Genomic DNA, 21,009 nt, shown 5'->3' with positions numbered 1-21,009 from the left:
GCCCGCCGGGTCCGGCCGCCCGCGAGCCGCTCCCCTCCTGGGCTGCCCGGTGCGGACCGGCCGATAGCATCAGGGCTTCTAATCGTTTTCTGAATGGAGATCACCGTGTCTGCACCCCGTACACCCGTCGTGGCCGACCCACTAGTCGTCCCCGCCGGGACTACGGCGGCCGACGCGGTGGCCGCCGCCGGGCTTCCGGCACACGGGCCGAAGGCGATCGTCGTGGTCCGCGAGGCCGGCGGTCGTCTGCGTGACCTGAACTGGGCGCCCGCCGCCGACACCGAGGTGACCCCGGTCGCCATCGACACCCCGGACGGCCTGGACGTGCTGCGCCACTCGGCCGCGCACGTGCTGGCGCAGGCCGTGCAGGACGTCTTCCCCGAGGCGAAGCTGGGCATCGGCCCGCCGATCCGGGACGGTTTCTACTACGACTTCGACGTGCAGAAGCCGTTCCAGCCGGAGGACCTGACGAAGCTCGAGAAGCGGATGCAGGAGATCGTCAAGGCCGGGCAGACCTTCCGCCGCCGGAAGTACGGCTCGCTCGACGAGGCCAAGGCCGAGCTGAAGGACGAGCCGTTCAAGCTCGAGCTGGTCGACATCAAGGGTGACGTGGACGAGGAGGCCGCCGCCGTCGGTGCGGGCGAGCTGACCCACTACGACAACCTGGACAAGGACGGCAACCGGGTCTGGGGCGACCTGTGCCGCGGCCCGCACCTGCCGTCGACCCGGCTGATCCCGGCGTTCAAGCTGATGCGCTCGGCCGCCGCCTACTGGCGCGGTTCGGAGAAGAACCCGCAGCTCCAGCGGGTCTACGGCACCGCGTGGCCGTCCCGGGACGAGCTCAAGGCGTACCTGAACCGGCTGGCCGAGGCCGAGCGCCGGGACCACCGCAAGCTCGGCACCGAGCTGGACCTGTTCTCCTTCCCGGACGAGATCGGTTCCGGTCTGGTGGTCTTCCACCCCAAGGGCGGTGTGATCAAGCGCGAGATGGAGGACTACGTCCGCGCCCGGCACATCGAGGAGGGCTTCCAGTACGTCGGTTCGCCGCACATCACCAAGGAAGGCCTGTTCCACACCTCGGGCCACCTGCCCTACTACAAGGACACGATGTTCCCCCCGATGGAGCTGGAGGGGGCGAACTACTACCTCAAGGCGATGAACTGCCCGATGCACAACCTGATCTTCAGGTCGCGCGGGCGGTCCTACCGTGAGCTGCCGATGCGCCTGTTCGAGTTCGGCACGGTGTACCGGTACGAGAAGTCCGGCGTGGTGCACGGCCTGACCCGGGTGCGCGGCCTGACCCAGGACGACTCGCACTCCTACGTCACGGCCGAGCAGGCCCCGGGCGAGATCAAGCACCTGCTGAACTTCGTGCGGTCGCTGCTGGACGACTTCGGTCTGGACGACTACTACCTGGAGTTGTCGACCCGGGACCCGCAGAGCGACAAGTTCATCGGCACCGACGAGCAGTGGGAGACCGCCACCAAGGTCCTGGAGGACGTGGCGACCGAGTCCGGCCTGGAACTGGTCCTGGACCCGGGTGGCGCGGCCTTCTACGGCCCGAAGATCAGCGTGCAGGCCAAGGACGCGATCGGCCGGACCTGGCAGATGTCGACGATCCAGTACGACTTCAACATGCCGGCCCGGTTCGGTCTGGAGTACCAGGCGGCGGACGGCACCCGGCAGGAGCCGGTGATGATCCACTCGGCGAAGTTCGGCTCGCTGGAGCGGTTCTTCGGCGTGCTGGTCGAGCACTACGCGGGCGCGTTCCCGGCCTGGCTGGCCCCGGTGCAGGTGGTCGGCATCCCGATCCGCGACGACCACGCTTCGTACCTCGAGGAGTTCGTGACGCTTCTTCGTAAGAAGGGCATCCGCGCCGAGGTGGATCACTCCACCGACCGGATGCAGAAGAAGATCCGGACCGCGCAGCAGCAGAAGATCCCGTTCATGGCGATCGCCGGTGACGACGACGTCAGCGGCGGCACCGTGTCGTTCCGCTACCGGGACGGCTCGCAGCGCAACGGCGTCTCGATCGACGAGGCCGTCGCGCACGTCGTCGAGGTGGTCCGCTCCCGAATCAACACCGGCCCGTCGGCCGCCTGATCTCAGTTTCCGTTCCCGCCGTCCGACTGGATCGCGGAGTGGTCCGTCGCGACACGCGACGGCGGGAACGGGGGCGGGATGCGGTTCCGGACACCGGCGCCGGCTGTGGCGGGATACGTCCTGGCAGCCGTGTTGTTCGTGGTGCACGTGACCGGGGTGGGCGGCTGGGACTTCCAGATCACCCTCTCCAAGCTGGTCTCCCCGCTGCTCGGCGGGATCATGACCGCGCTCGGCTGGCGGGCCTGGTACCTGGCCCGCGAGGCCGGGCAGACGGCCGCCCAGCGGTACCTCTTCCTGACCGGGATCGCCTGGTCCGCGCTGGAACTGGCCGCGGTGGTCCAGTTGGTGCACCTGGTGGCGGCCGGTGACCGGTCGTTCCCCTCGCAGTCCCCGCTGGTCCTGCTGCTGAACCTGCTGGTTCCGGTGTGCATCCTGCCGGCGCTGCTGACCATCCCGCTGCAGACCCGCTGGTCGTCCAGCCGGTTGCGGCTGAGCCTGGACATGGCCACCGTGATGACGGCCGGCGCCGTCTTCGTCTGGTACTTCCTGGCCGGCCCGCAGATCGCCGGCCCGGGCGCGTCCGCCGAGACGATCGTGCTGACCGTCGCGCCGCTGGTCGGCCTGTTCGCGGTCGCCCGGCTGTGGATCGGCGGGGTCGCCGAGGTGAGCCGCCGGGCGATGTTCTGGGGAGTGCCCCTGGCCGCCTCGCAGATCGGGTCCGGTCTGCTGCAGCCGCTGGTGGCCCACACCCCACGCCTGAGCCTGATGCTCGCGCTGGCCCAGGTCGCCGGGGTGTCGGTGATCGCCTCGCTGGTCGCGCACATCCGCAAGGCCACCGATGGCGAGCCGGCCCCGGTCTCCGGTGCCCGCCGCCCGGCGAGCCTGCTGCCGTACGCCGCCATCGCCGCCGTCGATCTGCTGCTGATCTTCGTGCTGAGCCGGCACGGCCTGGACTCCGGCGCCTGGGCGGTGCTGGGCGGGGCGATCCTGCTCACCGGCATCGTGGTGACCCGGCAGATCGTCTCGGTCCGGGACAACAGCCGCCTGGTGCTGCGCGTCGACGCGGGCATGACCGCGTTGCGGGCCGCGATCGAGCGCGAGCAGCTGCTCAGCGACCTGGGCACCACCCTGCTGCGCACCACCGAGCCGGCCGAGGTGCACCGGCTCGCCGGGGTGGCCGCCGCCGGGCTGCTGGCCGGCCTGCCGGGTGCCCGGACCACCGTCGTCACCACCGGGCCGGGCACCGAGTACTGGACCGTGGTGCACGCCTCCGGGCCGGGCGCCGAGGAACTGCTCGGCACCGAGACCCCCGGGTCGGCGGTGCCGTCCGGGGTGCTCGCGGGGGAGATCGTCGAGGCGCCGGACTCCGGCCGGCCGGTGCTGATGATGCCGCTGCTCAGTGGGGACCGGTTCTTCGGCATGATGACCGCCGGAGCCGACGACGACCTGCCCGACGAGCTGGTCAAGGCCCTGCACACGCTGCGCACCCAGGTGTCGCTGGCGCTGGGCAGCGTGGCGCTGACCGCCGAGCTGACCGTCCGGGCGCTGCACGACCCGCTGACCGGGCTGGGCAACCGGGCCCTGCTGCGCGAGCGGCTGACCGGCGCGCTGACCCGCGCCCAGCGCACCGGGCGCCCGGCCGGGGTGCTGCTGCTGGACCTGAACGGCTTCAAACCGGTCAACGACACCTACGGCCACGACGTCGGCGACGCCCTGCTGAGGGTGGTCGCGGACCGGCTGCGGGGGTGTGTGCGCACCGAGGACACGGTGGCCCGGCTGGGTGGCGACGAGTTCGTGGTGATGACCGAGGACCTGCACGACAAGGTGGACGCGGTGCTCGTCGCGGAGCGGATCATCACCGCCCTGAACGAGCCGGTGTTCGTCGCCGGGCACGAGCTGCGCGCCCCGGCGAGTGTCGGGATCGCGCTGTCCCGGGCCGGCGACAGCCCGGACGACGTGCTCCGCTACGCCGACTCGGCGATGTACGCCGCCAAGCGCGCGGGCGGCGCCCGGTTCCATCTGTACGGGGTTTTCCCACAGCTGCGGAACTGACGGATCGGCATAGGATGCGATCGTGGACGAGGGGCTGCGCACCGGCGAACCGGACGGGCTGGAGCGGCTCTGGACGCCGCACCGGATGACCTACATCTCCGGGGAGGACGCTCCGGAGGGCGGGTACGACAAACCCGGCGGCTGCCCGTTCTGCCTGGCGCCCGGGCTGGCCGGGGCGGATTCGCTGGTGGTGGCCCGGGGTGTGCTGGTGTTCGCGGTGCTCAACCTGTACCCGTACAACCCGGGTCATCTGTTGATCTGCCCCTACCGGCACGTGGCCGACTACACCGACCTGACCGAGGACGAGACGGTCGAGGTCGCCGCGTTCACCCGGACCGCGATGCGGGTGCTGCGCGCGGTCAGCACCCCGCACGGCTTCAACCTGGGCATGAACCAGGGCTCGATCGCCGGCGCCGGCATCGCCGCCCACCTGCACCAGCACGTGGTGCCGCGGTGGGGCGGCGACGCCAACTTCATGCCGGTGATCGGCCGGACCAAGGTGGTGCCCCAGCTGCTGCACGACACCCGGGATCTGATCACCAAGGCCTGGCCGGTCTCACCGGACTGAGGCGTGTTCCTGGGCCAGGTGCGGTGGCATCGGCTCGTGCCGCAGGTAATGGCGGGAGAACGTGCCGGTGCCCGAGGTGATGGCGCGCAACTCCACCGCGTACCGGATCAGCTCGGTCGCCGGGACCTCCGCGCGGACCAGGCTGGCCTCGCCGGTGCCGCCGGACTCGCTGCCCAGCGGGCGGCCGCGCCGGCCGGACAGGTCGCTCATCACCGCGCCGACGTAGGTCTCCGGCACCCGCACCTCGATCTCGTCGACCGGTTCCAGCAGGGTGATCCGCCCGTTCTCGGCGGCGGCCCGCAGTGCGAGGGCGCCGGCGGTCTGGAAGGCGGCGTCCGAGGAGTCGACGCTGTGCGCCTTGCCGTCGTAGAGCGTGACCCGCAGGTCGACCACCGGGTACCCGGCCGCGATGCCCTTCTCCAGCTGCGCCCGGACCCCCTTCTCCACCGACGGGATGTAGTTGTGCGGCACCGCCCCGCCGACCACCTTGTCCACGAAGACGAACCCCGCGCCCCGGGGCAGCGGCTCCACCTCGATGTCGCAGACGGCGTACTGCCCGTGCCCGCCGGACTGTTTGACGTGCCGGCCGTGGCCTTTCGCGCCGCTGCCGAACGTCTCCCGCAGCGCCACCTTGACCGGCTCGGTGTCCAGCTCGACACCACCCGCCCGGAGCCGGTCGAGGACCACGTCGGCGTGTGACTCGCCCATCGTCCAGAGCACCAGCTGATGGGTGTCCGGGTTGCGTTCCAAGCGCAGCGTCGGGTCGCCAGCGACCAGCCGGGCCAGGTTCTTGGCCAGGGCGTCCTCGTCCGAGCGGGTCTTCGCGACGACCGCGATCGGCAGCAGCGGCTCCGGCATCCGCCAGGGCTTCATCAGCAGCGGGGCGTCCTTGGCCGACAGGGTGTCACCGGTCTCGGCGCTGCCCGACTTGGTGATCGCGCAGAGGTCGCCTGCGACCGCGCAGCCGATCTCCCGCAGCTGCGCGCCGAGCGGCGAGTAGACGTGCGCGACCCGCTCGTCGGCGTCGTGGTCCGGGTGCCCGCGCTCGGCCAGGCCGTGCCCGGAGACGTGCAGGGTCTGGTCCGGGCGCAGCGTGCCGGAGAAGACCCGGACCAGCGAGACGCGGCCGACGTGCCGGTCGATCGTGGTGCGGACCACCTCGGCCACCAGCGGGCCGGCCGGGTCGCAGGTCAGCGGGTCACGCGGCGAGCCGTCCAGGCCGGTGACCTGCGGCAGGTCGTGCTCCAGTGGCGACGGGAAGCCGCTGACCAGCAGGTCGAGCAGGGCGTCCAGGCCGACCCCGGTGTGCGCGCAGACCGGGACGACCGGGTGGAAGTTGCCCTTGACCACGGCCTTCTCCAGGTCGGCGATCAGGGTCTCGGTGCCGATCCGTGCACCGCCGATGTAGCGGTCCATGAGGGTCTCGTCCTCGCTCTCGGCGATGATGCCCTCGATCAGCGTGTTCCGGTCGGCGGCGATCGTGTCGGTCTCCGCCGGGGTGGCCTCGCGGATCTGCGGCGGGTACCCCGTCGCGTAGTCCGAGACCCGCTGCGAGATCAGGCCGATCAGGCCGGGACCGGGCACCGTCCGGAAGACCGGCAGCACGTTGTCGCCGAACGCCGCCTGACAGTCCTGCAGCGCCTGGTCGTGGTCGGCGCGCGGATGGTCCAGGCGGGTGACGGCGACCGCCCGGGGCATGCCGACCGCGGCGCACTCCTCCCACAGGGCCACCGTCGAGTCGTCCACCCCGTCCACCGCGGAGACGACGAAGAGCGCGGCGTCCGCGGCCCGCAGGCCGGCGCGCAACTCCCCGACGAAGTCGGCGAAACCGGGGGTGTCCAGCAGATTGATCTTCACGTCCCGGTGCGGCAGCGGCGCGCAGGAGAGCGCGACCGAACGCTGCTGGCGGATCGCCGCCGGATCATGATCGGTGACCGTGGTGCCGTCGGTCACCCCACCGGCCCGGGAGATCACCCCGGTCGCGGCGAGCAGCGCCTCGACCAGAGTCGTCTTCCCCGCACCGGAGTGGCCCACCAGCACCACGTTGCGAACCCTGCCGGGCTCGGTCACCGCCGGCGCGCCCGCGCCGACCTGTCCCTTCTCCGAAGCCTTCTGCGCCATGCCGAGTGCTCCCGTCGTTTCCAGGTTGTTACGCGGCTGTTCTTTGAATCCCACACCCGGCGCGGTAAGGGCCGCAAGGACCTTCAGCCCTGGAAAGGTGCCGGATGGTGACGATACGGCCAAGCCGACGGCCGAGCCGTGCCGTCACCAGGCGCGCGCCGATATGGTGGGACGGCCATGGCAAAGATCGTTCAATCAACGGCCCGTGCCGTCGTCTCGTACGGCGTCAACCCGGTCGCCCGTTTCCTGCTCCGGATCGGTGTCACGCCCAACGCGGTCACCGTCGCCGGCACCGTCGGCGTGCTGATCGGCTCATATCTCGGCGCTCACGGACACCTCTTCTGGGCCACCGTGATCGTAACCGCCTGTGCCCTCACCGATACTCTCGACGGCACAATGGCCCGCATGAGGGGCGGCACCGGCAAGTTCGGCGCGCTCCTCGACTCCTCGATGGACCGGATCGCCGACGGCGCGGTCTTCGGCGCCGTCACCTACTACCTGGCCACCGAGGGCAACCCTTACGGTGGCGTCGTCGCGGGTCTGCTCTGCCTGGTCTTCGGGCAGGTCGTGTCGTACGTGAAGGCCCGAGCCCAGAGCCTCGGGCTGAACGCCGACGTCGGTATCGCCGAGCGCCTGGAACGACTGCTGATCGTCGGCGTCGGCGGCCTGCTCGGCGCGGCCGGCCTGGAGTGGGGCCTCCCGGCCGCGCTCTGGGTGCTCGCCGTTCTCTCCGTGATCACCGCCTTCCAGCGGCTGATCCACGCCGGCCGGACCGAACCGAAGGTGACCAGCGAGTGAAGGACCGTCTCATCGATCTCGGCTATTCGGCCGGGTGGAACATCGTGCGCGCACTGCCGCTGCCGGTGGCGAAGGCAGTGTTCCGGGCCGGGGCCGACCGGGCCTGGAAATCCGACGGGCCCGGCACCCAGCGGCTGCGCGCCAACCTGCGGCAGGTGGTCGGCCCGGACATGCCGGAGACGCTGGTCCGGGACGCGCTGCGGTCGTACGCGCGGTACTGGATGGAGGCGTTCCGGCTGCCGTCGCAGAGCCGCGAGCAGTTCCTCGACGGGTTCCGGATGGAGCCCGAGTGGCACGACCAGATCAAGAAGGGTGTCGCCGACGGCACCGGTGTGGTCCTGGCGCTGCCGCACGTGGCGAACTGGGACGCCGCCGGAGCCTGGGTGACCGGCCAGGACTTCCCGCTGATCACCGTCGCCGAGCGGTTCAAGCAGGAGAAGGTGTACCAGCAGTTCCTGGCGTACCGGGAGAAGCTCGGGATGAAGATCCTCCCGCACAGCGGCGGGGAGCGCCCGGCTCTCGACGTGCTCGCCGAACACCTGGGCAAGGGCTGGGTGGTCGCGCTGCTCGGCGACCGGGACCTGTCCCGCCGCGGGATCGAGGTCGAGTTCTTCGGCGGGCGCACCCGGATGCCGGCCGGCCCGGCGATCCTCGCCATCCGGACCGGCGCGCCGCTGTTCGCCGTCGACATGTGGTACGACGAGGACCGCGTCCAGTCCCGGATGCGCCGGGTCGTGCCACCCACCGAGGGCGCGCTCGACGAACGGGTCAGGAAGACCACCCAGCTGCTCGCCGACGCCTACGCGGCCGGGATCGCCGAGCACCCGCAGGACTGGCACATGCTCCAGAAGCTCTGGCTCTAGGGGGAGCGGGTGCGGATCGGGATCGTCTCGCCCTACTCGTTCGACGTCCCCGGCGGTGTGCAGAACCACATCATGGACCTGGCCGAAGCACTGATCGGTCTCGGTCACACGGTGAGCGTGCTGGCGCCCGCCGACGACGACGCCGACCTGCCCGCGTACGTGGTGCCGGCCGGTCGCGCGGTGCCGCTGCCGTACAACGGCTCGGTCGCCCGGATCTCCTTCGGCCCGGTCTCCACCGCCCGGGTCCGGCGCTGGCTGCGCCGCGGCGAGTTCGACGTGCTGCACGTGCACGAGCCGTTCACGCCCAGCCTGTCGTTCCTGGCGGTGCTGTCCGCGCGCGGGCCGGTGGTGGCCACCTTCCACACCGCGATGACCCGCTCGCGGGCGCTCTCCGCCGCGCAGAACTTCCTGCAACCGGCGATGGAGAAGATCACCGCCCGGATCGCGGTCAGCGAACTCGCCCGGAAAGTGCAGGTCGAACACCTCGGCGGGGGCGCGGTGGAGATCCCCAACGGGGTCGCGGTCGCCAAGTTCGCCTCGGCTGCGCCCTTGCCCGGATGGCCCGGCGAGGGCGGTTCCCTCGGTTTCCTCGGCCGGTTCACCGAGCCGCGCAAGGGCTTCCCATTGCTGCGTACGGCGTTCGTGGCGCTGGCCCGGGAACGGCCCGGCCTGCGGCTGCTGGTGGCCGGGCCGGGCGACCGCGACGAGTTGTACGACGACGTCCCGGCCGACCTGCACGACCGGGTGGAGTTCCTGGGTCTGGTATCAGAATCGGACAAGGCGCGGATGCTGCGTAGCGTCGACGTCTACGTGGCCCCGAACACCGGCGGGGAGAGTTTCGGCATGATCCTCACCGAGGCGATGGCCGCCGGCGCCACCATCGCGGCCAGTGACCTGGACGCGTTCCGCCGGGTGCTGGACGGCGGCCGGGCCGGGGCGCTGTTCCCCAACGGCGACACGAAAGCCCTGGCCGGGCTGCTCGGCGAGCTGCTGGACGATCCGGCCCGCCGCGCCGACCTGGCATCCTGCGCCCGGCTGGCGGTCGGCGCGTTCGACTGGCCGAGTGTGGCCAACCGGGTGCTGGAGGTCTACGCGACGTCGATCGAGGCCACCGACGGGAGAGTTTTCGACGACGAGTGGTCCTGACCACAGGTCCCGTCACGGCGGGGCACTACGATGCCCGGCATGTGGTGGGTGGTGGGAGTCGTCGTGCTGGCCGCGGTCTTCTCGGCGTACCTCGGCTGGACCGCCCAACGGGTGGAGCGTCTGCACACGCGGGCGCGGTCGGCCGAGCGCGCCTTGGACGCGCATCTGTTGCGCCGGGCGGCGGCCGCCGCGGTCGTCGCCGAGCAGGCCGAGTCGGTGGAGTTGTACGCGGCGGCGCGGCTCGCGCTGGACGCCGAGCCGGGTGAGCGCGAGACCGCCGAGAACGACCTGACCCGGCAGTTGCGGACGGTCACCCTGGACCCGGCCGACCCGGCGGCGCGCACCCTGATCGGCACCAGCCGCCGGGTGATGCTGGCCCGGCAGGTGCACACCGACCTGGTGCGGGACGCGCTCAGTGCCCGCCGCCGGGTCATCGTGCGACTGCTCGGCCTGACCCGGCGGTACCCGCGCCCGGAGTACTTCGACATCGTCGAGTCGGCGCTCCCCGACCTGCCGCCGCTGCCGTCCCCGTCCCCGGCCCCGCCGGTCGAGGAGGTCCGCCCGGTTCAGGCGGTCTAGCCCCCGGCCACCGCATCCGGCCCGGCGGTCGCGGGTCGGTCCCGGCCCCGGCGCCACCTCGCGGGACGAGGCAGAGCCGTTCGCCGGGCGTACCGGAAAGGCGGTTTTGTCACCAACCTCGTTCGGACAGACGGTGAGGGACCGGCTCGTCCTCGACGTTGATGCCGACCATCGCCTCGCCGAGGCCGCGGGAGACCTTCGCGATCACGTCCGGGTCGTCGTGGAACGTGGTGGCCTTGACGATCGCCGCGGCCCGCTGCGCCGGGTTGCCGGACTTGAAGATGCCGGAACCGACGAAGACCCCCTCGGCGCCCAGCTGCATCATCATCGCGGCGTCCGCCGGCGTGGCGATCCCGCCCGCGGTGAACAGCACCACCGGCAGCCGGCCGGCCTCGGCGACCTCCTTGACCAGCTCGTACGGCGCCTGCAGCTCCTTGGCCGCGACGTACAGCTCGTCCTCCGGCAGCGTCTGCAACCGGCGGATCTCGGCCCGGATCCTCCGCATGTGGGTGGTGGCGTTGGAGACGTCGCCGGTGCCCGCCTCGCCCTTGGAGCGGATCATCGCCGCGCCCTCGGTGATCCGGCGCAGCGCCTCGCCCAGGTTGGTGGCGCCGCAGACGAACGGCACGGTGAACTGCCACTTGTCGATGTGGTTCGCGAAGTCGGCGGGCGACAGCACCTCGGACTCGTCCACGTAGTCGACGCCCAGCGCCTGCAGCACCTGCGCCTCGACGAAGTGACCGATCCGGGCCTTCGCCATCACCGGGATCGAGACCGCCGCGATGATCCCGTCGATCATGTCAGGATCGGACATCCGGGAGATGCCGCCCTGCGCGCGGATGTCCGCCGGCACCCGCTCCAGGGCCATCACCGCGACCGCTCCGGCGTCCTCGGCGATCTTCGCCTGCTCGGCGTCGACCACGTCCATGATCACGCCGCCTTTGAGCATCTCCGCCATGCCGCGCTTGACGCGGGCCGTACCGACGGCGGGCTGGTTCTCCGACATGGAAGCTCCCTTTTTGGCTTTTCCCGGCTGCTTTTGGCTTTTTCCGGATGCTACGAAGCCGTGACGGCGGTTCCGATAGCCAATCGACCCGCTGGTGGCCTGCATCCTTATTGTTGGGCGGTGAACATCGGTGTGCTGGCCCTTCAGGGCGACGTGCGTGAACATCTGTCCGCGCTGGCCGAGGCGGACGTGCTGGCCCGGCCGGTCCGCCGCCCGGAGGAGCTGGACGGTGTCGACGGCCTGGTCCTGCCCGGTGGCGAGTCGACCGCGATCAGCAAGCTGGCCGCGGCGTTCGGGCTGCTCGAGCCGATCCGGTCGTTCGTCGCCTCCGGCAAGCCGGTCTACGGCTCCTGCGCGGGCATGATCATGCTGGCCACGAAGGTGCTGGACGGGCGATCCGACCAGGAGACGTTCCACGGGATCGAGATGACCGTGCGGCGCAACGCGTTCGGCCGGCAGGTCGACTCGTTCGAGGCGCCGGTCGCGATCGACGACATCGAGGGCGGCCCGTTTCACGCGATCTTCATCCGTGCGCCGTGGGTCGAAGAGGTCGGCGACGACGTGCGGGTGCTGGGGCGCGTGGCCGAGGGTGCCGACGCCGGTAGGATTGTGGCCGTTCGGCAGGGGAACCTGCTCGCCACGGCTTTCCACCCGGAGCTCACCGGCGACCTTCGCGTTCACCGGTACTTCGTCGAGATGGTCCGCCAGGCCCTTTGATAACAGCGGAGGTTACGCATGTCCGGCCACTCCAAGTGGGCGACGACCAAGCACAAGAAGGCTGTCGTCGACGCCAAGCGCGGCAAGATGTTCGCGAAGCTCATCAAGAACATCGAGGTCGCGGCCCGGACCGGTGGCGGCGACCCGTCCGGTAACCCCACGCTCTACGACGCCATCCAGAAGGCCAAGAAGAGCTCGGTCCCCAACGACAACATCAACAACGCCGTCAAGCGGGGCTCCGGCCTGGAGGCCGGCGGCGCCGACTGGCAGACGATCATGTACGAGGGGTACGGCCCCAACGGCGTCGCCCTGCTGATCGAGTGCCTCACCGACAACCGGAACCGCGCCGCCACCGAGGTGCGCACCCGGCTGACCCGCAACAACGGCACGTTCGCCGACGCGGGCTCGGTGTCGTACCTGTTCAACCGCAAGGGCGTGGTGATCGTCCCCAAGGGCGAGCTGACCGAGGACGACGTGATGCTCGCGGTGCTCGACGCCGGCGCCGAGGAGATCAACGACCACGGCGACGCGTTCGAGGTCGTCAGCGAGGCCACCGACCTGGTCGCGGTCCGCACCGCCCTGCAGACCGCCGGCATCGACTACGACTCGGCGGAGTCCGCGCTGGTCCCGACGATGAGCGTGCCGGTCGACGAGGACGGCGCCCGCAAGGTCCTCAAGCTGATCGACGTGCTCGAGGACTGCGACGACGTCCAGAACATCTTCTCCAACGCCGACATCTCCGACGAGATCATGGCAGTCCTCGACGAGGAGTGACAGCACCCTTCGAAAAGCCGGCCTCAGCGGCCGGCTTTTCGCGTTTCCGAGGTATTCTCGGAACGGTAGGCACTTGCTCAGTGCACATTGACTAGTATCCAGATTGACATGAGACTAGTACGGTGGGGGTGTTGTTGATGGCTGATCTGCCGGAGGTGCAGATGACCGCTGTGGTGACCCGTCCCGATGCCGAAGCCGGCGCGGAGGTGGGATCCGAGAAGATCGATGCTCAACCCCCGATCGATCTGGAGTTGCTGGAGGAGGCGCAGTGGCAGCTTCAGGCCGCATCGCCCAACGAGGCGATCAACGAAATTCTTCGCCGATTCGTCGAGGCCGAGCGGGGCCGGAGGCGGGCAGCGCGTGAGCGCCTTCAGCAGATGATCGCTGATGGTGACGTCACTTTTCGTGACCCGGAGGCGGGTGGCGAATGAAGTATCTGGCGGACACCAGCGCGCTGGTGCGCCTTCTGCGGAACCAGGCCGCTGATCAGTGGGACGAGCTGGCCGACCGAGGCCTGTTGACCATCTGTGAACCGGCGATGGCCGAAACGCTCCTGCTGGCGGAGACCAAGAAGTATGAGGCGCTGGAGACGTCGATCGAAGAGAAGTACTTGAAGATCGACGTTCCTGACGGCGTCTGGCGGCTGGTGGCCGGTATTCGGCGGGAGCTCGCATCGCACAGTGCCCATCAAGGGCTGTCGGTGGCGGATCTCGTCATTGCGGCTACGGCACTCCGCCTGAACATGACCATCCTGCACGAAGACGCCGACTACGAGACGGTTGCGCGGTTCGTGCCGAAACTCAAGCAGCAGCGCTTGAGTACTGCCGGCCTGTGATCCGGTATCGGGAGGTCAATGGGGGTCGGTGCTCAGCCAGGCTGCGTACTGGAGCAGGGCGCCGACCACCAGCAGCACGAAAGCGGTGTGCAGCAGCAGGCGGTTCCAGTGGGAGCGTAGGCAGGCGTGCACCCAGGCGATCTCCGCGTCGGCGACGGCTTCCAGGGACGGTCTTGTCGTGCCGTCGATCACCTCGGCCTTGAGCAGCGCCAGGGTGCCGTACCGCGGCCGGGTCCTCGAAGCCGACGGTGAAGCCGGCGGCAGGACGCGGACCTGGACCTCGTAGACCTGGTCCTCGCGCCACCGGGCGGTTCGTCTCGTCAGGCGTTCGCGGGCGTAGGGCTCGGTGCGGTTCAGCAGGCGCAGGCGGCGCCAGCGGGTGGCCAGGTCGGTCAGGACCGAGAGGTAGATCTCCTCGTGGGCCGGGGCGCCGCCGGTCAGGCGGTGGGCCTCGGCGCGCAGCGCGTGATGGTGCCGGGCGACGAAGGCCAGGTAGTCCGGTGGCGGCTCGTCGGGCATCGGCGGGATGAGGTGCATGGCGGACCTCCCTGGCTCATCGTCGAGGCGTGTCGGCGGCGGGCGCAAGAGGTGGGCGTACTAGGGTGTCGAACACACGTACGCGAGGGGGAGGCAGTCTGTGCGGGTGCTCGGCATCGATCCGGGGCTGACCAGGTGTGGTGTCGGCGTCGTGGAGGGCATGCCGGGGCGGCAGGGCAAGCTGATCGGCTACACCGTGGTCCGCAGCGACCCGGACGAGGACATCTCCCAGCGCCTGCTGCACCTGGACCATTCGCTGGCCGAGCTGGTCGAGGCGTACCGGCCGGAGAGTGTCGCCGTGGAGCGGGTGTTCGCCCAGCACAACGCGCAGAGCGTGATGGGCACCGCGCAGGCCAGCGGGATCGCGATCCTGGCCGGGGCGCGGGCCGGGCTGCCGGTGCAGACCTACACGCCGAGTGAGGTGAAGGCGGCCGTCACCGGGTCCGGCACCGCCGACAAGGCTCAGGTCACCGCCATGGTGACGCGGCTGCTGAAACTGGCGGCCCCGCCGAAACCCGCCGACGCCGCGGACGCCATCGCCATCGCCATCTGCCACATCTGGCGCGGGGGCACCCGCGCCCGGATCGAGGCCGCAGCCCGCAGGAGCCTGAGATGATCGCCAGTGTGCGCGGTGAGGTCACCGCGATCTTCCACGACAGCGCCGTGGTCGAGGTGGGTGGTGTCGGCATGCGGGTGTTCTGCACCCCGAACACGCTGGCCGGCCTGCGGACCGGCGGCGAGGCGCGGCTGGCGACCACGCTGATCGTGCGGGAGGACTCGCTCACCCTGTTCGGGTTCGCCGACGACGGCGAGCGACAGCTCTTCGACCTGCTCCTGACGGCCAACGGGGTGGGCCCGCGGATCGCGCAGGCGGTGCTCGCGGTCCATCAACCCGATGCGGTACGCCGGGCGCTGGCCGGCAGTGACGTGGCCGCCCTGACGAAGGTCCCGGGTATCGGCAAGCGCGGCGCCGAGAAGATGATCGTCGAGCTGAAGGACAAGATCGGCCCGATCGCGATCGGTGACGGCGGTTCGGCGGGTGTGCTCAACGGCGCGTGGCAGGAGCAGGTGCGGCAGGGTGTGCTGGCGCTCGGCTGGACCGCGACGCAGGCCGATCAGGCGGTGGCCGCGGTGGCCGAGACGATCGACGGGGAGACCCCGCCGGTTCCGGTGCTGCTGCGCCAGGCGATCCGTCTGCTCGGCCGGACCCGCTGATTGTTACATCGGGTGACGTCAATTGCTTAGGGTGATCGGCCGGCGCGCTGAATGGTGCCGGCCACGAATACCGAACGTATTTTCCGGTGCCGGTAGGCTGATTCGAACGGTTGTACAGGTCAGGAGGATCTCGATGTCGCTGTGTGACGCCCGGTGAACGACGAGATCGTCTCCCCGGACCCGATCGACGAGGACCTCGACGCCGAGGCCAGCGTCCGCCCGCGCCGGCTGTCCGACTTCATCGCCCAGCACCGGGTCCGCGACCAGCTGGAGCTGCTGTTGAAGGCGTCGATGGGCCGGGGCACCCCGCCGGATCACATCCTGCTGTCCGGCCCGCCCGGCCTGGGCAAGACCACCCTGGCCAACATTGTGGCCGCCGAGCTGGGCACCGGGATCCGGACCACCAGTGGCCCGGTGATCGAGCGGTCCGGCGACCTGGCCGCCATCCTGACCGGGCTGGCCCCGGGGGACGTGCTGTTCATCGACGAGATCCACCGCATCGCGAAACCGGCCGAGGAGCTGCTCTACTCGGCGATGGAGGACTTCCGGGTCGACGTGGTCGTCGGCAAGGGCCCCGGCGCGACCGCGATTCCGCTGGACGTGGAGCCGTTCACCCTGGTCGGGGCCACCACCCGGGCCGGCCTGCTGTCCGGCCCGATGCGTGACCGGTTCGGGTTCGTCGCGCACCTGGACTTCTACTCACCGGCCGATCTGGACGCTCTGCTGCACCGGTCGGCGCGGATCCTGGGCGTGCGGATCACCGCCGAGGGCGCGGCCGAGATCGCCGGCCGGTCCCGGGGCACCCCGCGTATCGCGAACCGGCTGCTGCGCCGGGTGCGCGACTTCGCCGAGGTCCGGGCGGACGGCGTGGTCACCGAGGAGGTCGCCAAGGCGGCACTGCAGGTGTACGACGTCGACGCGCTCGGCCTGGACCGGCTGGACCGGGCGGTGCTGCGGGCGCTGATCGAGTCCTTCAAGGGCGGTCCGGTCGGTCTGTCCACCCTCGCCGTCGCGGTGGGGGAGCAGTCCGACACGGTCGAGGAGGTGTGCGAGCCGTTCCTGGTGCGGGCCGGGCTGCTGGCGCGGACCCCGCGGGGCCGGGTGGCCACCGAGGCGGGCTGGGCACATCTGGGCAAAACGCCACCCACCGATGGCCGCGGCGGTGTGTTTCAGGGTGACCTGTTCGCCCGAGACGTATAAATATCCCTCGTGATGTGAACGTGACGTGTGCCGCATTCGTTATCTCCAGGTTGACCTATTAGACTCGCCGCCGTTCCAACAGGATTCTGCAGATCACCTCCGGTGCCCGCCCACACTCGTCGCGCCGGCGGCTGACGGAAGGCTTTTTCGTGCTCGCAGCAACCGACGCGCCAGCCGGCGGCGGCAATTATTCGTTCCTGCTGATTCTGGTTCTGCTCTTCGGCTTCATGTACTTCGTGATGATCCGCCCGCAGCAGAAGCAGCGCCGCAAGGCACAGGAGATGCAGAGCTCGCTCGGACCGGGCGACCAGATCGTGACCATCGGCGGCCTGCACGGCACCGTCGCCGGCGTCTCCGACGACGAGGTTCTGCTCGAGATCGCCCCCGATGTGCAGGTTCGTTTCGCGCGTCCCGCGATCGCCCGAGTCGTTCACAAGTCCGGTGAGGAAATCCCGGAGCCCGACGTCGAGGTGCCCACCGCTGAGGATTCTCCCGTCGAGGAGTCCAAGGTCGAGGAGTCCAAGACGGATCAGCCGGAGTCTCCCGTCACCGAAGTGCGTAAGCAGGACTGACCCGTAGTTCCCGCGCACCGGTCCGGTGGTGATCACGCCGGCCCGGTGCGTCAGCCCGCCGTTCGACCGTCGACGGCCGGTCTAAGACACCTAGCGCCGCGCAGCCACGCGGCCGAACACAGGGAGACCTAACGCCGTGGCACGACCACCTCAGGGACAGATGCATCCTGGACGCCAACTCGGCGTGCTCGGTCTGGTCTTCGTCGTCCTGTATCTGCTGGTCTTCTTCGGGGCCGGCGCCAGCGGCACCTGGAAGGATCGGCTGGAGCCGAAGCTGGGCCTCGACCTCATCGGTGGCACGCAGGCCACCTACATCGCCTCCCAGCAGGGCGCGCCGCCCACCAAGGAGGCCATGGAGCTGGCGCAGGAGATCATCGAGAGCCGGGTCAACGCTCTCGGCGTCTCCGAGGCCGAGGTGGTCATCCAGGGCAACAACACCATCGTCGTCTCGCTCGCCGGTAAGGCCGACGACCAGCTCAAGGACCTGTCGAAGGCCGCGAACATGCGGTTCCGGCTGCTCACCGGCGTGACCGGCGACGTCGCCTCGGTCGCGCTCAACCCGCCGAGCCCGTCGCCGAGCGTCTCGGCCAGTGGCAGCGCCAAGCCGTCCGCGTCCGGTTCCGCCGCGCCGTCGGCGTCCGGCAGCAAGGCTCCCGAGGTCACCTCGTCGGCGTCGACCGGTGGCCAGGGCGGTGGCGCTCCGGCGCCGAGCGTCTCGGCCGAGCCGTCCGCCGCCCCGTCGGCTTCCGCGTCGGCTCCGGCCGCCGAGGCCCCGGTGACCGCGGACCAGAAGGAACAGCGCGCCGCGATCGCCAAGAAGGTCGGCGCCGCCGTCTGGGCCGCCGCCGAGAAGCTGACCGCCCCGGTGGACCTGTCCACCGAGCCGAAGGCCGGCCTGCCGTTCAAGCCGTTCTCCACGCTGACCCCGCTCGAGGTCAACGCGCTCGACCCGCAGATGCAGTTCAACGTGCCGACGATCAGCTGCGAGCAGCTGGACAAGCGGCCGAACGGCGCGATCGACGACATCAACAGCGAGGTCATCGCCTGCTACCAGGGCGCCAAGGTCATGCTGGACAAGGCCGAGGTCGTCGGTGACGACATCGACAAGGCCAGCCCGCAGCTGGACACCACCCAGAACCAGTGGGTCGTCTCGCTCGACTTCAAGAGCGCCGGCCAGAACAAGTGGGCCGCTCTGACCCGCAAGGCGTTCGAGGCCACCACCAGCGACCCCTGCTACATCGCGGCCAGCTCGCTCTACCCGAACGTCGAGCACTGTGCGGTGGCCGTGGTCCTGGACAAGGAGATCGTCTCCGCGCCGCAGATCCAGGGCGTGCTGACCGGTCAGTCGCAGATCACCGGTGACTTCAACTCGGCCTCCGCCAAGGAGCTCGCCGACCAGCTGAACTTCGGCGCCATCCCGGTCACCTTCGAGTCCGGCCCGGCGCAGACCGTCTCCGCGACCGTCGGTGGCCAGCAGCTGGAGGCGGGCCTGCTCGCCGCCGCGATCGGCCTCGGCCTGGTGGCGATCTACTCGTTCTTCTACTACCGGATGCTCGGCCTGGTGATCTTCCTGAGCCTGGGCCTGTCCGCCCTGCTCACCTTCGGCGCCCTGGTGTTCCTGGGTCGCTCGATCGGCTTCACCCTCACTCTGGCGGGTATCGTCGGTTTCATCGTCTCGTTGGGTGTGGCGGCGGACTCGTTCGTCATCTACTTCGAGCGGTTGAAGGACGAGATCCACGAGGGCCGGAGTCCGCGCAGCGCGGTTCCACGGGCGTGGCACCGGGCCCGGCGCACGATCATCTCGGCGAACGCCATCACGATCATGTGTGCCGTGGTTCTCTACATCGTGTCGATCGGCCAGGTGCAGGGCCTCGCCTTCGCGCTCGGCCTGTCGACCGTGCTCGACCTGGTCGTGGTGTTCCTGTTCCGGCACCCGATCATGACGGTGCTCGCCAGTACCAAGGCGTTCCTGTCGCCCCGGGTGAGCGGTCTCGGCCGTGCCCTGCGTACCAGCCAGAAGGAGGCCTGACATGGCCGGCTCCGGTTTCGCGAATCGCCTGTACCAGGGCGAGGCGAACATCCAGATCATCGGTCGCCGCAAGATGTGGTTCACCATCGCGGCCGTGCTGGTGGCGATCTCCCTGGGCAGCTTCGTCTTCCGGGGCTTCCACCTCGGCATCGAGTTCGCCGGCGGCAGCAAGTTCTCCGTCCCGGCGGTGGTCGCGGGCCAGACGCTGACCGCGGAGGACGTCTTCAACGCGGTCGGCGACGCCGTCCACGAGGTGCAGCCGGGCGCTCAGGTCACCGCTGCCCAGCAGATCGGTGAGGGCGCCAGCGCCAACTTCGTGGTCCGCTCCCCGGCGCTGTCCTCGGCGGAGATGGCGCAGGTCAAGGGCCTGATCGAAGCCGACCTGGGGCTGGAGGCCAGCCAGATCGGTGACGAGCAGGTCTCCGCGGCCTGGGGTGGCGCGGTCATCGACAAGGCCATCCTCGGCCTGGTCATCTTCCTGATCCTGGTCACCGTCTATCTGGTGGTCCGGTTCGAGTGGCGGATGGCGGTGGCGGCCCTCGCGTCGCTGCTGCTCGACATGATCGTCACGGCGGGTGTCTACTCGCTGGTCGGGTTCGAGCTCACGCCGTACACGGTGATCGGCTTCCTGACGATCCTCGGTTTCTCGCTCTACGACGTGGTCGTGGTGTTCGACAAGATCCAGGAGAACACCCGCGGCATCACGGCGGGCAGCACCCGGACGTACTCCGAGGCCACCAACCTGGCCGTCAACCAGACCCTGATGCGCTCGCTCAACACCGGTCTGGTGGCTCTGCTGCCGGTCGGTGGTGTGCTCTTCATCGGTGCCGGCCTGCTCGGCGCGGGCACCCTGAAGGACCTCGGCCTGGTGCTCTTCGTGGGCATGGGCATCGGTGTCGCGGCGTCGATCGTGTTCGCCGCCCCGGTGCTGAGCTATCTGAAGGACCAGGAGCCGCGGATCAAGGCCCACAACGCCCGGGTGATGGCCAAGCGGAACCAGCGCTCCGTCGCGGTGAGCCAGGACGGGACCGGCACGAACCCGGCCGCCTCGGACGAGGTGCCTGCGTTCGCGGGCAGCACCACCCCGCGCCCGGGCGCCCGCCCGGCACAGAAGCGTGGTGGCAGCCGTCCCGGGGGCAAGCGCCCCTGACGTCCCCTGACACCGGCGCGGCCCGCCACCCCACCCGGGGTGGCGGGCCGCGCCCGTTAGGCTGTCCGCCGTGAGTAGCGAGAACCAGCCGGTGAGCGGCGACAGCGGGCCGGAGTTGGCAGCACTGGTCGCGAGCGGCACCGTCGACGTGCCGGACTTCCCGAAACCGGGTGTCCTCTTCAAGGATCTGATGCCGTTCTTCGGTGACGGCCCGACGTTCAAGAAGGTCGTCGACGGCATCGTCGCGCACTGGGGCCCCGGCTCGTTCGACGTGGTGGCCGGGGTGGAGGCGCGCGGGTTCGTGCTGGCCGCCGCCATCGCGTACGCGACGGGGGTGGGTGTGGTCCCGGTCCGCAAGGCCGGGAAGCTGCCGCGACCGGCTTTCTCCGCGTCGTACGCGCTGGAGTACGGCGAGGCTACCCTGGAGGTGCACGAGGGCGCGTTCACGCCCGGACAGCGTGTCCTGGTGGTCGACGACGTGCTCGCCACCGGTGGCACGGCGGGCGCGACGATGGACCTGGTGGAGCGGGCCGGTGGCGTGGTCTCCGGGTTCACCGTCCTGATGGAGCTGGGTTTCCTGGACGGGCGGGAGCGGCTGAGCCCACGGAAGGTACACGCTCTGCTGACCGTTTGATCCGTCTTCGATGTTCTTCGCCCGGCCGGGCTCGCTTTTTCGTAGGTTCGGCCGGGGCAACCAGCAGGGCGGTGCGGGTAGGATGGGCGAACCTTCAGATTTCAGTGATC

The 21,009-nt window shown here is 70.1% G+C and carries 21 protein-coding genes; 18 read left to right on the top strand and 3 right to left on the bottom strand.

Annotated elements, in window-relative coordinates:
* Positions 1-105: 105 nt before the first annotated feature.
* The 3 genes from thrS to Aco03nite_RS08790 all read left to right on the top strand — a co-directional run bounded on the left by thrS (position 106) and on the right by Aco03nite_RS08790 (position 4,723).
* On the top strand, positions 106-2,103 hold the full coding sequence (gene thrS / locus Aco03nite_RS08800; protein ID WP_203794273.1) for a threonine--tRNA ligase: 1,998 nt from the start codon (positions 106-108) through the stop codon (positions 2,101-2,103).
* Between the two features lie 78 nt (positions 2,104-2,181).
* The gene (locus tag Aco03nite_RS08795; RefSeq protein WP_203794272.1) at positions 2,182-4,155 is read left to right on the top strand and encodes a GGDEF domain-containing protein; all 1,974 of its coding nucleotides are present in this window, start codon (positions 2,182-2,184) and stop codon (positions 4,153-4,155) included.
* 85 nt (positions 4,156-4,240) lie between these two features.
* Positions 4,241-4,723: an HIT family protein gene (locus tag Aco03nite_RS08790; protein WP_203794326.1), complete on the top strand. Its 483-nt coding sequence runs from the start codon at positions 4,241-4,243 to the stop codon at positions 4,721-4,723.
* Here Aco03nite_RS08790 and Aco03nite_RS08785 read toward each other — a convergent pair.
* Positions 4,712-6,844: an elongation factor G-like protein EF-G2 gene (locus Aco03nite_RS08785; RefSeq protein ID WP_203794325.1), complete on the bottom strand. Its 2,133-nt coding sequence runs from the start codon at positions 6,842-6,844 to the stop codon at positions 4,712-4,714. The genes Aco03nite_RS08790 and Aco03nite_RS08785 overlap by 12 nt on opposite strands.
* A 177-nt stretch (positions 6,845-7,021) precedes the next feature.
* Between Aco03nite_RS08785 and pgsA the strand changes: the two genes are divergently transcribed.
* Genes pgsA through Aco03nite_RS08770 form a run of 4 tightly spaced genes read left to right on the top strand, consistent with a single transcriptional unit; the run spans position 7,022 to position 10,230 of the window.
* Positions 7,022-7,642: a phosphatidylinositol phosphate synthase gene (gene pgsA, locus Aco03nite_RS52755; protein ID WP_239145001.1), complete on the top strand. Its 621-nt coding sequence runs from the start codon at positions 7,022-7,024 to the stop codon at positions 7,640-7,642.
* Positions 7,639-8,505, top strand: coding sequence for a phosphatidylinositol mannoside acyltransferase (locus Aco03nite_RS52750; RefSeq protein WP_239145000.1), 867 nt, complete (start codon positions 7,639-7,641; stop codon positions 8,503-8,505). The genes pgsA and Aco03nite_RS52750 overlap by 4 nt, the downstream gene beginning before the upstream one ends.
* Positions 8,506-8,514: 9 nt before the next feature.
* Positions 8,515-9,651 carry a glycosyltransferase family 4 protein gene (locus tag Aco03nite_RS08775; RefSeq protein ID WP_203794270.1) on the top strand — a complete coding sequence of 379 codons (1,137 nt, stop codon included), beginning with the start codon at positions 8,515-8,517 and terminating at the stop codon, positions 9,649-9,651.
* A 30-nt stretch (positions 9,652-9,681) separates the two neighbouring features.
* Positions 9,682-10,230 (top strand): hypothetical protein, encoded by a 549-nt coding sequence (locus tag Aco03nite_RS08770; protein ID WP_203794269.1) that lies wholly within the window; start codon positions 9,682-9,684, stop codon positions 10,228-10,230.
* A 109-nt stretch (positions 10,231-10,339) separates the two neighbouring features.
* Here Aco03nite_RS08770 and pdxS read toward each other — a convergent pair whose 3' ends face one another.
* Positions 10,340-11,236 (bottom strand): pyridoxal 5'-phosphate synthase lyase subunit PdxS, encoded by an 897-nt coding sequence (pdxS, locus tag Aco03nite_RS08765; protein WP_203794268.1) that lies wholly within the window; start codon positions 11,234-11,236, stop codon positions 10,340-10,342.
* Positions 11,237-11,356: 120 nt separating this feature from the next.
* Between pdxS and pdxT the strand changes: the two genes are divergently transcribed.
* The 4 genes from pdxT (at position 11,357) to Aco03nite_RS08745 (ending at position 13,562) form a co-directional block, all read left to right on the top strand.
* The gene (gene pdxT / locus Aco03nite_RS08760) at positions 11,357-11,953 is read left to right on the top strand and encodes a pyridoxal 5'-phosphate synthase glutaminase subunit PdxT (RefSeq protein ID WP_203794267.1); all 597 of its coding nucleotides are present in this window, start codon (positions 11,357-11,359) and stop codon (positions 11,951-11,953) included.
* Between the two features lie 18 nt (positions 11,954-11,971).
* Positions 11,972-12,727, top strand: coding sequence for a YebC/PmpR family DNA-binding transcriptional regulator (locus Aco03nite_RS08755; protein ID WP_203794266.1), 756 nt, complete (start codon positions 11,972-11,974; stop codon positions 12,725-12,727).
* A 137-nt stretch (positions 12,728-12,864) separates the two neighbouring features.
* A complete protein-coding gene (locus Aco03nite_RS08750; protein WP_203794265.1) occupies positions 12,865-13,158 on the top strand; it encodes a hypothetical protein in 294 nt (97 codons plus the stop codon).
* Positions 13,155-13,562, top strand: a complete 408-nt coding sequence (locus Aco03nite_RS08745; protein ID WP_203794264.1) for a PIN domain-containing protein — start codon at positions 13,155-13,157, stop codon at positions 13,560-13,562. The genes Aco03nite_RS08750 and Aco03nite_RS08745 overlap by 4 nt, the downstream gene beginning before the upstream one ends.
* Positions 13,563-13,577: 15 nt before the next feature.
* Here Aco03nite_RS08745 and Aco03nite_RS08740 read toward each other — a convergent pair whose 3' ends face one another.
* Entirely contained in the window at positions 13,578-14,099 is a 522-nt protein-coding gene (locus Aco03nite_RS08740) for a hypothetical protein (protein WP_203794263.1), read from the bottom strand.
* Between the two features lie 100 nt (positions 14,100-14,199).
* Between Aco03nite_RS08740 and ruvC the strand changes: the two genes are divergently transcribed.
* From ruvC to Aco03nite_RS08705, 7 genes are all read left to right on the top strand, one after another.
* Complete coding sequence (gene ruvC, locus Aco03nite_RS08735; protein ID WP_203794262.1) at positions 14,200-14,715, top strand: crossover junction endodeoxyribonuclease RuvC; 516 nt, start codon at positions 14,200-14,202, stop codon at positions 14,713-14,715.
* A complete protein-coding gene (ruvA, locus tag Aco03nite_RS08730; RefSeq protein WP_203794261.1) occupies positions 14,712-15,314 on the top strand; it encodes a Holliday junction branch migration protein RuvA in 603 nt (200 codons plus the stop codon). Before ruvC ends, ruvA begins: the two co-directional genes overlap by 4 nt.
* Positions 15,315-15,467: 153 nt before the next feature.
* Positions 15,468-16,514, top strand: coding sequence for a Holliday junction branch migration DNA helicase RuvB (gene ruvB / locus Aco03nite_RS08725; protein ID WP_203794260.1), 1,047 nt, complete (start codon positions 15,468-15,470; stop codon positions 16,512-16,514).
* Positions 16,515-16,663: 149 nt separating this feature from the next.
* Positions 16,664-17,086, top strand: a complete 423-nt coding sequence (gene yajC / locus Aco03nite_RS08720; protein WP_203794259.1) for a preprotein translocase subunit YajC — start codon at positions 16,664-16,666, stop codon at positions 17,084-17,086.
* Between the two features lie 160 nt (positions 17,087-17,246).
* Positions 17,247-19,115: a protein translocase subunit SecD gene (gene secD, locus Aco03nite_RS08715; protein ID WP_203794258.1), complete on the top strand. Its 1,869-nt coding sequence runs from the start codon at positions 17,247-17,249 to the stop codon at positions 19,113-19,115.
* A gap of 1 nt (position 19,116) precedes the next feature.
* A complete protein-coding gene (gene secF, locus Aco03nite_RS08710; protein WP_203794257.1) occupies positions 19,117-20,265 on the top strand; it encodes a protein translocase subunit SecF in 1,149 nt (382 codons plus the stop codon).
* A 70-nt stretch (positions 20,266-20,335) separates the two neighbouring features.
* Complete coding sequence (locus tag Aco03nite_RS08705; RefSeq protein WP_203794256.1) at positions 20,336-20,899, top strand: adenine phosphoribosyltransferase; 564 nt, start codon at positions 20,336-20,338, stop codon at positions 20,897-20,899.
* Positions 20,900-21,009: the final 110 nt, after the last annotated feature.

The organism is Actinoplanes couchii (assembly GCF_016862075.1).
Lineage (GTDB): Bacteria > Actinomycetota > Actinomycetes > Mycobacteriales > Micromonosporaceae > Actinoplanes > Actinoplanes couchii.
This window is presented reverse-complemented; position numbering and strand designations above follow the sequence as displayed.